Source organism: Dyadobacter psychrotolerans, from assembly GCF_004349265.1.
GTDB classification, from domain to species: domain Bacteria; phylum Bacteroidota; class Bacteroidia; order Cytophagales; family Spirosomataceae; genus Dyadobacter; species Dyadobacter psychrotolerans.
Map to the genome: position 1 here is coordinate 26,493 of NZ_SMFL01000012.1, position 13,208 is coordinate 39,700.

A 13,208-nucleotide genomic window follows, 5' to 3' on the forward strand; every position below is an offset into this window, starting at 1 on the left:
TTAAAAAGTAAGACTTAAACCTGCCGCATAAACTTTTGACAATGGATAAACACTACCACCTGATCCACCGTCAACGGTTTCAGGATCAAACATTTTAGCCATTTTGGTTTTTGTAAATACGTTTTCTCCCGATAGATAAAAGCGTAGTTTCTGAACGGCGAATTTCTTAGTAATGTTTGCAGGAATGGTATATCCAAGCTGAATGTTTTTCAAACGGATATAAGAGGCATCCTGCAGGTAACGTGTTTGTGTCTGCTGATTTTTACCATCTCTGAAATTAGGGCGCGGGTAGTAAGAATCCAGATTTTGGCCAAGCGGATGATTAGCATCAGCACGGAAATAATCTTCGTGTTCAACCAATCCTGTTGAGAACCACATGTTGCTGGTTGCTCCCCAGAAGAAGTAACTTCCCTGCCAGATATCTCTTTTCAAAACCCCTTGTAAAAATCCTCGGAAGTCAAAACCTTTCCAGTCCAGATTGATGTCTGCTCCAATGGTGTAACGTGGAGTGCTGTTTCCGATTAGGCTTCTGTCACCAGGATTGGCAAGCGTAGTTGCTCCCTGAGTAATTTGACCGTCTCCGTTTAAATCAGCATACATGATATCACCGGCAGCCCATTGAGATCCCAGGGCAGTTTGTCCCCCGTTAGGTAGCGATGCAAGGTGCGTGTTCATCTCTTCCTGGCTCTTGGCTATACCGATAGTTTGGTATCCCCAAATATCACCCAATTTTTGCCCGGCTCTGTAAGTTCCCAGGTCACCCGTTGGGTTAGGATATCTTGTGATCGTGGTTTGATAATCAGAAAGTAAGAATCTTAGGTTATATCCCAGTCCATTTTTCAAACGGTCATTCCATGCAATTTCCAATTCAAAACCGCTAGTTTTTAAATCTGTATTGTTGATCTGAGGAACAGCAGTACCAAGAATTACCGGAAGTGTCGGTGCAGGACCTACCATGTTGATCGTTTTGCGAAGGAACCAGTCTGCAGAACCTGTTAAACGGTTATTGAAAAGTCCCCAGTCCAAACCGATATCATAACTTTTAATTGTTTCCCACGTAAGCGTAGAAGCGACAAGTCCGGGTGCCCCCGCTGTATTGGGTCTTGCATTTGCAATCAGCCAGCTTCCGGTTGCGGTTCCGACCGGCTGTGTAACATAAGTTGGGTAGAAATCAGCAGAACCATCGGCTGGTTTCTGATTTCCAAGCTGACCATAAGATGCACGAAGTTTCATCGTATTTATGAAAGAGATGTTATCCTCCCAGAATTTTTCTCTTGCCATGTTCCAGCCTACAGATACAGAAGGGAACAGGTTCCATCTTTGTTCCGCACGATAACGTGATGAACCGTCATATCTTAAGTTAGCTTCGATTAGATATTTGCCGTCGTAGTCGTAGTTCAAACGTCCGAAGAAACCGGCAGTAGCCCAGCGCTGATAAACTCCTGTTACACCGGGAGCAACGATTAGTCCCAGACCATCGGTACCATTGGTTGTTGCAATGGTAGGTAGTTCAGCTACCATAATACCATTTCTTGTTGCGCTCAAATCACGATATTTGGTAAGTTCTGTCTGGAACCCACCCATAATTTTGAAAAAGTGTTTTTGAGCCAGGGTTTTGCTGTATTCTGAATAGATATTGGAGTTGAAATAGTTCTCTTTATACCCATATTCATAAACATCAGAATTACGGCCATATAGTATTGGATTATTATTGATGTCATAGTTATATGTTCTTTGCGTATCCCAGTGGCGGAAATCGTTACGTGTACGGTAGTTGATTTCCGTAAATGTTTTCCAGCCTTTGATAGGTTCAAAAACCAATTGAAGCTGCTGGTAAAGATAATCTTTCTGACTGCGGTCTTTTCCACCGTCTCTCATTCCCAGAGCAGGGGATGGTGAGCTGAATAAATTACCGTTTGGGTCGTAAAGAGGTAGCGTTGGCCATCCTTGCCTTCCAAGGTTATCGTAAAAACCGTTGGTTAATTGTGAGGGGCGGTTGTAATCTTCCCTAAGAAAACGAGTACTGTAATTAACAGAAACAGCTTCTGAAAGCTGAGAATTGATTTTTGCAGTAAAACCATAACGGGTAAAATCATCCTGGTTGAAACGCATCAAACCTTGCTGACCCATGTAATTACCGGAAATGTAAACCTGTGTTTTCTCATTTCCACCGCTCAGGCTGAAATTATGTTCCTGAGATAGTGTTTTTGAGCGAAACATTTCTTTGTACCAGTCTACATTAGCATTTCCATAAGCATAACCATCTCCCCAAACCTGATTAGTTGGGGTATTGCTTGGACTCGGGATTACACTTGCAGTAATTTTTCCGTCCTGATAATCCTTGATTCTTTGCAAATGTTCTGCACTGAAATGAGGAGCACTTCCGCCATTTGTACCTGCATCGTTAAAGAAAAGGGCAAAAGTGTAAGAATCCATCATTTTCGGCATCAGTACAGGTGCCGTAGAGCGGAAACTGTTATTATAATTCAGTTGAAGTTTTCCTGACTTACCACGTTTTGTAGTAATAAGAATTACACCAAATGCAGCACGGGAACCGTAAACTGCGGCAGCTGCTGCATCCTTAAGCACGGAAATACTTTCGATATCCTGCGGGTTGATTGCGTTCAGAGATCCTTCCATACCATCGACCATAATCAATGGACTTGAAGATGAATTACCAATCGTCCCTGTACCACGAATGTTGATACTTGGGTTGGTTTCCAGAGAACCATTATTTTGGGAAATGTTCAAACCCGTTACCAAACCCTGAAGTGCCTGTGTTGCATTACGAACAGGGCGGTTTTCGATGGCTTTGGCGTCTACGGTGGCTACTGCGCCGGTCAGGTTTACTTTTTTCTGAGTACCAAAACCTACTACAACCACTTCATCCAGATTGTTGATCTGGTTGGCAAGGTTAACTTCGATTTTGTATACGCCATTTACAGGCTGTACACTTTTTACACTAACTTCCTTTGCTTCATAACCAATGAAGGTATAAATCAAAACTGCATCTCCGGAAACGTCAAGCTTATAAGCTCCGTTACCATCTGAGATCGTACCGGTAGATGTTCCTTTGGCAACAATACTTACACCAGGTAATACGCCTTGAGCGTCTTTCACAATACCCTCTACTTTCACGGTCTGCGCGAAACCGGATGTGTAGGAAAGTAAAACCATCATAAAGGCAAGTGTTATACCTGGCTTCTTAAGAAACATAAGTAGTCTTTTTTTCATCATTGAACATTAGATTAAAACTGAAAAATAGGGCAACCCCCTGGCGGCCATAGGAAGCCGGAAACTTTTCGAAACGCTGATTTTATTTGTTCTTATCTTCCTTTCCTGTCATAGTAGAATTTTAAGTTGGGTGGTTAATGATCAATCATATTATGTCAAACAGACACATTTAATTTATTGGTAAAAATTTGTCTCAATCAGGAGTTTAAAAAAAGATTATTTCGGGAAATCGACTGATTTGAGTCGTTGTTAAATCTGCGTGTGTTGGTAGTGGCCGATTTTTCGTTCTAAAGAACTGAATCTGGAATTCTGAGTAAGATTTCGTTACTTGTAGTTGTATTTTAAGCATTTCGCTTATTTGTCAACTAATCATTTGAATAGTTCAAAATTAGGTACGAAAAACAAGATTAGTAGGGTATTTTTCGTCAAATAAGGGGTAAAATTCGGTTTAGACCGGTGTTTTTTTTAAATTAATATTGTGGTATTATTCCATGACAGGTTAATATCATAGCAAGCAGTGGATCTACGTTTTTTTCAAGATAAAGAAAGAGTGAGGAGGATGAAAATCAGGCTGGTTTTAATCATTGGTTTCTGGGGTTTGAACTTCGTTTCGTATTGTTGGGCACAAGCTGGAAAGGGTTTCAGGTTTGAACATATTACCGTAAATGAAGGCCTTTCACACAGCGACGCGATGTCGGTCATTCAGGATCAGGAAAGCTTCGTTTGGGTTGGTACCAATAATGGTATCAACCGGTATGACGGATACGAACTTAAAAAATATGATCTGCCCAACGACCACCTCCGCGGGTTGTCGAGCAATCGTATCAGAGCGCTGCATGTAGCCAAAGACGGAACGATCTGGGCAGGGTCGGAAGGAACCGGACTATTCTTTTATGACAAATTGAAAGACACTTTTGAGGCTGTTAAAGTACTTTCAGTTTTAGCTTCGGATAAGGTGTTTCTGGATATGCTCAGTGTCACCTCGGTACTGGCTGTTTCATCAGATGCGGACGGCAGGGTGTGGGTGGCAACGCAGGATTTCGGTGTATTTTTTATTGATTTCGAAAGTGCCGGGAAGGTAAGACATGTTGGACAGGTGCGCCTTCATGGTTTTCATCAGAGAGATTACGGAGCATTAAGTGTCTTTTCTGACAAAAGGGGTAAAGTCTGGATCGGAACGATTGGCAACGGTTTGTGGGTAATTGAAAATCAAAATGTTAAATCAGCGTCCATTGTTCAGGCAAATAAAGTTGCTCAGATCAGCGATGTGGACATTCGCTCCATTTATACGGACCCGAAAGGTATTTTCTGGGTTGCTGCAGATGATGTAGTTTACTGGGTTAAGAGTCAGCAGGTAAACAAAACAACGGATCTCGTTTTTGAAAAATTGCCGCATATTTTCCATGGAATCCAATCCCTTTACATGGATTCTTTTAGCAGGTTATGGGTCGGTACCAATTTCGGATTGATAAAACTGGAAGATCCCGGCAGCTATTTAAAAAAACCGGAAGAATTAAATCTTGAAACCTTTTTACCGGTTGATGGCGACGCGACCAGCATTAATTCCGGACGAGTACATCAAATCATGGAAGATTCGTTTGGCAATCTCTGGCTTGCGGCTTCCTCCGGAGGACTTAATAAAGTTCACCTCCGTCCCAAACAGTTTAATCAGTTACAGCGGCGTTTGCCCGGTGATGCGTCTTTGCCTAACAATTATGTCAATGCGATTAGCAAAGACGAAGTTACCGGCCGGATTTACATAGGAACACGGAACGGGTTTTCTGCTTACGATCCGAAATCAAAATCATACAACAATTATCTTAACCGCCTGGCAAAGGGAAATGTTACCGGTGCCGATGTTTCTTCCTTTTTGATTACCAAAAATAAGATCTGGATTGGCACCAGGTACCGCGGTATGTATCAGATGGACCGGTCAGGTAATTCAGCTCCTGAACGATATGATAATTTGTCTGGCCACCGGCCATGGAATTACATCAGTATTGAGGGAATGGCCGAGGATAAAACTGGCAGGGTATGGGCAGCAACTTACGACGGGCTTATGCTTTTCAGTGCCGAAGGGGTACATGTAAAAACTTACTACACTGAAAATAGTAAATTACCTTCCAATCAATTAACCTTTTTACTTTACGACAAAGAACAGGACATCATCTGGGCAAGTACTACGAATGCCGGTGTGCTTAAACTGAAAGAAGAGAACGGGGTTCTGCGAATTCTGAGTCATTTCAAACATGAAGCCGGTAATGAAAATAGTTTTAAAGTAAATTTCGCCTGGCCATTATTAAAGGATAAAAACGGAACGATCTGGATTGGTACGATCGGCGGCGGATTACATGCAATTGAAGTTGTCAATGGAATAGAAACTGTAACCCGTTACGATAAATGGATTGCAGAAAATGATATTGAAAGTATCCTGGACGATGAAAAAGGCAACCTCTGGATTGGAGGTGCCGGGTTATCGAAATTTTCTCCGGTCACTAAAAAACTCCTGCGTTATGATGTCAGCGATGGTCTTCAGAGTAATTCATTCAAGGTGGGCTCGGCATTTAAATCTTTGGACGGAACCATGTATTTCGGGGGAACGAATGGGATTAACTATTTCAAACCTCAGAATATTTTAGCTAATCCTTTCCCGCCTGTGGTTCGTATCACCAGGCTTCGTGTTTTAAATAAAAATTCAGATGCGGTCAGCGGAGAAACCGGCAGCTCCATGATCAGCAGGCAGTTTTCCGATCCGGAGGGCGTGACAATCAAAGCTTCTGAAAATGATTTTTCCTTTGAGTTTGTAGGGCTTAACTATGTAAATCCCCAGAAGCAGCAATATGTCTATAAACTGGAAGGATACAGTAATGACTGGGTGCAGCTTCCACCCGGGCAGCGTGTTGCCAGTTTTGCCAATTTACCAGCAGGTGAATACACTTTTATGGTAAAAGCAAACAATGGCGATGGTGTATGGTCGCTGAACCCTGCCAGTGTACAGGTTATTATTTTGCCTCCCTGGTATAAAACCTGGTGGGCTTATATAGGTTATACGCTTATTGTTGCGGCTGCTTTGATATTGTACCGGCGCATCACACTTAGCCAGGCGGAGCTGAAAAACAGAATCGCTCTGGAAAAAATGCATGCGGAAAAGGAGAAAGAAATTGCAGAAGTGAAAATCAATTTTTTTACTAATGTATCTCATGAATTCCGCACACCGTTGACGCTGATCCTGGGACCGATGGAAGAGTTTATGGCTTCAATCGGAGAGTCGGGAGAACTAAAGGAAAAGGTGGTCATGATGCATAAACAGACCCGCAAGCTGCTTGATCTGATAAACCAGCTGCTGAGCTTTCGGAAGATTGAAAGTGGTCATGCATCGCTTGCCGCAAGCCGCCGGGAAGTAATCGGTTTTATGAAAGAAATCTTTCTGATCTTTAAGGTAAAGGCAGACGAGCGTAATCTGGATTACAGTATCAATGCTCCCGAGCGGGAAGTGATGATGTATTTTGATTCTGAAAAACTGGAGGTTATCATCACCAATTTGCTGTCTAATGCCTTTAAATATACACCAGAAGGCGGACGGATAAGACTGGCCTCTTCGGTAATCGGTTTGGAAAATCTGGACGCCGTTTGGCAGGATGGCAAACTAACCGACAACTATCTGGAAATCTCCGTCAAAGACTGGGGTTATGGAATCAGAACAGAAGAACTTGAGAAGATTTTTGATCCTTATTACCAGGCGTCAAATGCAACCGGGAGCAATTTTAAAGGAACAGGCATCGGACTTGCACTGGTACAGCAAATGGTGCAAAGCCATTCGGGAGAAGTGGAAGTACAAAGCGCAGTAGGGCAGGGGACAACATTTACGGTGAAACTTCCTTTTGGCAGGAAACATTTGTCAGCGCCCGATCTAAGGGAAGACATGATGCCTGAGCAATATGTGCAGCTGCCGGAGAATACCGACGTCATCTTTTACTCTGAACCCGCTGTTGTTGAAAAAACAGCAAAACTTTTAATTGTTGAGGATAATGCGGATTTAAGGGAATATTTAAGAGGGCTTTTTGAATCCGATTATGAGGTTTTCCTGTCGGTCGACGGTTCAGAAGCCTGGACCAAAATTCCGGAAACACAACCGGATCTGATCCTGAGCGACGTGATGATGCCGGGTTTAAACGGTCTCGACCTTTGCAAGAAAATCAAACAGCATCCGAAAACATCCCACATTCCCGTGATACTTTTAACGGCGCGGGCCGCTGCTGTGCAGGAGCTGGAAGGACTTGAAACAGGTGCGGATGATTACATTGCCAAACCTTTTAATCCGAAAATTCTGCGTGCGAAGGTCAGTACGATCCTGCAAAGCAGAAACAAGCTTCTTGAATACTATCAGAGAAAAATATTACTCGAACCAACCGAAATCACGATTCCGGATGAGGACAAGATATTCCTGGAAACGGCGATGAAAATTGTGGAAGATAACCTGACCAATTCGGAATTTAAAGTACAATCTCTTGTGACGGCAATGGGAATGAGTCAGTCTGTTTTTTACCGGCGGGTTAAAAACATAACCGGCCAGTCGGTCATTGAGTTTATCAAAGATATCCGTCTCAAACGTGCTGCACAGCTCCTGACCAATGAACATGCCCGGGTATCCGAAATTGCGCTGATGGTAGGTATTGAAGATCCCAAAAACTTCCGCATCTCCTTTCAGAAATTGTACAACATGTCTCCTTCACAGTATGCCAAAGCGCATCGGGGCGAACTGATGGCGGAAGCAACCACCGGGTTGTAAAAGTTTGTCACGCCTCAAATAAGAGTTTGTTGTTTAGTTTGGAAAATGGTGTTGCCCGAAAGTTTATCTGTAACCGGGTAAATTTCCGGTCGTTATGTCTTATTAAATCGGTTAAGGCTAATGTCCTTTGTGATGTATTTGAAAATCCGAATTTTAAACCAATCATGTTAAAAAGCTTTTTTTTAGTGTTTTGCAACATAATTGATACTTTTTTGAAACAGGATTGACAGGCTTTTACAAATACGAAACCGAGTTTTTCATTTCGAAATTTACCATATCAGAATTACTAACTTCCTTTTTTAACTGTGCTACTTCAATCCACTGAAACGTTCTGGCTTTGGCAATTTTTAGGCCGGCTTCATCCGTTAATGGTCCATTTCCCGATCGGACTTCTTTGCGTAGCGCTTATTCTGGAACTTATTGACTGGCGAGGTAAATCAGCCAAACTGAAAGACGGGATTAAGATATTGGTATGGATTGGTGCCGGTAGTGCCGTTCTTGCCGCTGCTTTTGGCTGGCTGTTGGCCGCTGAAGGAGAATATGGTAATAGTTTGGAAATTCACCGCTGGTCGGGTTTGGCTACCGTGGTGCTGTCAGTTCTCGCGGCTTTGGCGGTACAATACAATCGTATTGCCGCATTTCGTTCACTTCTTTTTCTGACTGTTTTTGGTGTTTCCTTCGCAGGACATTATGGTGCAATGCTCACACATGGAGACGATTACCTGTCAAGTGTTTTGCCTTCTTCCGAACCGCTGGTGAAGCCGGACGCGGATAAAGCCGATTTTGTCTTAACCAATAATGGCGCATTAAGTCCGCAGCAGGTTCAGGAGCTGAATGTGGAAGTCAGGACAATTCTTGCACATAACTGTTACAGCTGCCACGGAGAAGCAAAATCAAAAGGAGATTTAAGACTCGATAGTAAAGATGCGATTATGAAAGGGGGAGAAGGCGGCGCTGTTGTGATACCCGAACATCCTGATAAAAGCGAACTGATCAGACGAATTTCTTTGCCAAAAGGTGATAAAGAGGCCATGCCTACAAAAGGTAAAAGGCTCACAGAAAAAGAAATAAGTGTACTTAAATTCTGGATCGAAAAAGGTGCCTTATGGCCCGACGGAAAAGAAGCAAGTATTTATCGGGTAGCTGCCCTGGAACCAAGAACACCGGTTATTCCTGCTGCAAGCGGGGATATTGTGCAGCCGATCGACCGCTTTGTAAACGTTTACTTTAAACAAAATAAAATTGACTGGAAACCGGTTGTGAATGACCGGATTTACATTCGCAGGGTGTATCTGGATATTATTGGTCTGCTTCCTCCGTCTGAAAAAATTGAAGCTTTTGTGGCTGACGGCCGGCCGGATAAACGCGAATTACTTGCGAAAGAACTTCTGAATAAAAATGACGATTATGCCCAGCATTGGATATCGTTTTGGAACGATGCGCTCAGAAATGATTACACCGGAACGGGTTACATTACCGGGGGGCGTTTTGATATCACAAAGTGGCTTTATACTTCACTCGAAACCAACAAACCTTACAATGGTTTTGTAAAAGAACTGATCAGTCCGGTAAAAGGATCGGAAGGTTTTATCAGAGGGATTAAATGGAGAGGAACTATTAATTCAAGTCAGCGTACCGAAATGCAGGCCGCTCAAAATGTATCTCAGGTTTTACTTGGTTTGAATTTAAAATGCGCATCCTGTCACGACAGCTTTATCAGTGATTGGAAACTGGCTGATTCTTATGCTTTTGCGAATATTTTTGCTGATACCTTACTGGAAATAAACCGCTGCGATAAACCGACTGGTAAAATTGCCGGTACCAAAATCCTTTTTCCAGAACTGGGTGAGATCAGTGTAAATGCAAGCACCGAGAAACGTTTGCGCGAACTGGCTGATTTGCTCATACAGCCCAAAGACGGCAGGCTTTATCGCACAGCAGTTAACAGGATTTGGGCCCAGCTGCTGGGGCGTGGTATTGTAGAACCGGTTGACATGATGGATAATATGCCTTGGAGCGAAGATTTGCTCGATTGGCTTGCTTCCGATTTCGCAGCCAATGGTTATGATATGAAGAAGCTCATTTATACCATTGTAACTTCCAAAACCTATCAGCTGCCCTCCACTTCGGTGAAAGAAGCAGGGGATATTATGGCCAATACGTACAAATTTACCGGAATGGTGCGGAGAAGGCTTACCGCGGAGCAATTTACAGATGCGATCAGCAGTGCTTTTAAACCGATGTACTCTGATTCGGCTATTGTATTTAATCTTCTGCCTGAGAAAATGAAGGAAAAACTACCGTTTGCCAGAGCAGCCTTTGTTAAAAATGACCCTTTCCAAACTTCACTGGGAAGGCCAAACCGGGAAACGGTAAGCACCAGCAGAACTTCCCAGGCTAACCTCTTGCAGGCCCTGGAGCTTACCAACGGAAACAAGTTTACGCAAACATTAAAAAACGGAGCAAAGGAATGGAAGGCGAAATATCCTACAACCGATACGCTGGTGACTGCATTATATAAACGGGCTCTGGGAAGAAATCCTTTGCCAAAAGAACTGGCCGCGGCTCAAAAAATCCTGGGACCAAAACCAAGTGAAGAAGGTATTCAGGATTTGGTGTGGGCTCTGGCGCTCGTTCCCGAATTTCAGCTGATTTACTAAACCTTAAAGCGTGCTAAAAGCCAAGAGCTAACAGCTAAAACCTAAAATATGAAACCAACCTGGAACAGACGGGAATTTCTGCAAAGAACCAGCGCAGCTACCCTGGCAGCGTTAGCGGCAGGTTCTCCGTTAGCGAATGTTTTAACCAGCTGCAAAGCAGGAACAAATTCCACTGCCGACACTGTGATTTTACTCTGGATGGCAGGCGGAATGGCGCATACAGAAACCTTTGACCCGAAACTGTACACGCCTTACAAAACAGGCATGGAAGGAAACCGGGTTTTAAGCACATTCAAGTCGATGCCAACGGTACTTGACGGGATTCATTTTTCAGAAGGGCTGCAATCCATAGGGAAAGTAATGGACAAGGGAACATTGATCCGTTCCTACACGGCTGCCGATATGGGACACATCCTGCACTCGCGGCACCAGTACCACTGGCATACATGCTACGAACCGCCGCAAACCGTTGCCGCTCCACACCTCGGTTCCTGGATTGCAAAAGAACTGGGTCCGAAAAATCCGGTTATTCCTGCATTCATCGATATCGGTCAGCGTTTTACTTTGGGCGAAGGTGAAGAGCTTAAAGCTTTTCATACAGCTGGTTTTCTCGGAAATGAATTCGGGCCGTTTTTTATTCCGGATCCAAGTCAGGGGCTGGAAAGTGTTCGCCCGCCTGTGGGTATGGATGCGAAACGTTTTGAAAGAAGAAATGAGCTGTATAATGAGCTGATTAACAACAGTCCGGTCGGAGAGTTTGGAAGTGATTACCAGCGCGAATCGCTGAAACGATCGATGGAGCAGGCATATGCATTATTGAATTCTCCCGAGTCGAAAGCATTCGACCTGAGTACAGAACCGAAAGAAAGTTACGATACTTATAATACCGGTAAGTTTGGGTTGGGTTGTCTGTTGGCCAGAAGATTAACCGAACAGGGTGCACGTTTCATAAGTGTTACTACTGAATACGAGCCATTTAAAGGTTGGGATACGCATGAAAACGGCAATACCCGACTGGCAGATATGAAAAAACAGATTGACGGCCCGATTGCCCAATTGATCAAGGATCTTGACAAACAGGGGTTACTCGACCGGACGATGGTTGTATTAGCCAGCGAGTTTAGCCGGGATATGATGGTGGAAGGAAGTCCGGATCTGAAAGTTCAGGAACAGGTTCCGCAGCCTGATATTTTGTCCGACATGAAATTCTACGGAATGCACCGTCACTTTACAGATGCGGGATCCATGCTGATGTTTGGAGGTGGTATCAAAAAAGGATTTGTTTACGGAAAAACCGCGGATGAACGTCCATGTAAAACGATTGAAAATCCTATCAAAATAGATCAGGTGCACCAGACAATTTACCATGCGCTGGGAATCCCGGAAGATACGCAGTACGATGTTGAAAAACGTCCCTTTTACACAACGCCGGACGGAAAAGGAAAAGCAGTTTTGGATCTGCTGAGTTAGGTTTTAACAAAGCGACATGAATGTCAGGTCATTGTCCTGTACTCTGCAGGGCTGTGACCTGTTTTTTGTTTAAATAACCTGGAAAAGTAAAACGGAGAGTTAAAATCAAGTGAATACGAAATTTCATTGATGTTCAGGTTGGTATTTCTGATCAGTTCCTGCGCACGTTTTATTTTAAGATCGATGAAATACTGATTGGGCGCAACGCCGGTTTTCTCGCGAAACATTTTCCTGAACCAGGCATAACTTAACCCGACTTCGCGCGCAAGCTCAACAAAATTGATAGACTGTTCGATCCTGTCGTGCATCAGGAAAAATGCTTTCTCCAGACCAATTTCCAGCGGTGTCGTTTGCCTTCCTTGTTTACTGTTGATCATCTGAATTAACCCGATAATCTGAAGTGCGACGCCGCAAAGAAAAGGATGGTTGTTTTGCTGGATCAGATAATCGCTGTCGGTTAGCGTGTGAAAACATTGTGTAAGTTGTTGGTTCAGACCTGCATGAATGACTGGTTTGGCGGGAGAGAAAATCTCGCTGTTCATTAAAAAATCAGAGTACGGACCGTTGAAACCAACCCAGTACTCTTCCCAGCCTATTTCCCTGATCGGTTTGTAACGATGCCAGAGACCAGGGAAAAGTACCAGAACGTTACCTTCTTCCACCAAAGCTGAGCCGGTATTTGCTGTTTCAAAAATGCCTTTTCCTTTTGTGATAAAAACGAGATAATAGCCGTTCAGAATGCGGCCGTTGTTCCAGTTAAAAAGGTGATCTTTTGGATGGGATGTGTCAGGATACGTTTCACCGGGCTTAAAACGGGAGCTTCCGGCTGTGATCACATTCAGTCCCCAGTTGCTTTCCGTTTCATCTTTGGGGAAGTATCTCCGGATGTTTTTAGTCATAGCACTTTGTACAAATAATTTAGGCGGGGTTTACAGCAATTCAGGGAAACGAACTAATATTGTTTTTTAGAGTTTAATCCTTTACTCTATATTTAAATACCTTATTTCTAATAAAATACTCATTATTTAAAATGAATTATAAATCTGCTGACCGAC

At 43.4% G+C, this 13,208-nt stretch carries 5 protein-coding genes; 3 read left to right on the forward strand and 2 right to left on the reverse strand.

From position 1 onward, the window contains the following. Nucleotides 1-3,180, reverse strand: a complete 3,180-nt coding sequence (locus E0F88_RS25470; protein ID WP_220466380.1) for a SusC/RagA family TonB-linked outer membrane protein — start codon at nucleotides 3,178-3,180, stop codon at nucleotides 1-3. 613 nt (nucleotides 3,181-3,793) lie between these two features. Here E0F88_RS25470 and E0F88_RS25475 point away from each other — a divergent pair. From E0F88_RS25475 to E0F88_RS25485, 3 genes are all read left to right on the forward strand, one after another. Beyond that, on the forward strand, nucleotides 3,794-8,023 hold the full coding sequence (locus tag E0F88_RS25475) for a hybrid sensor histidine kinase/response regulator transcription factor (RefSeq protein ID WP_131961115.1): 4,230 nt from the start codon (nucleotides 3,794-3,796) through the stop codon (nucleotides 8,021-8,023). Nucleotides 8,024-8,391: 368 nt separating this feature from the next. Continuing rightward, on the forward strand, nucleotides 8,392-10,683 hold the full coding sequence (locus E0F88_RS25480; protein WP_131961249.1) for a DUF1549 domain-containing protein: 2,292 nt from the start codon (nucleotides 8,392-8,394) through the stop codon (nucleotides 10,681-10,683). Nucleotides 10,684-10,731: 48 nt separating this feature from the next. Then, entirely contained in the window at nucleotides 10,732-12,153 is a 1,422-nt protein-coding gene (locus E0F88_RS25485) for a DUF1501 domain-containing protein (protein ID WP_131961116.1), read from the forward strand. A gap of 23 nt (nucleotides 12,154-12,176) precedes the next feature. On the opposite strand, the gene E0F88_RS25490 is transcribed toward E0F88_RS25485, so the two are convergent. Further along, a complete protein-coding gene (locus tag E0F88_RS25490; RefSeq protein ID WP_131961117.1) occupies nucleotides 12,177-13,052 on the reverse strand; it encodes an AraC family transcriptional regulator in 876 nt (291 codons plus the stop codon). Nucleotides 13,053-13,208 lie beyond the last annotated feature (156 nt).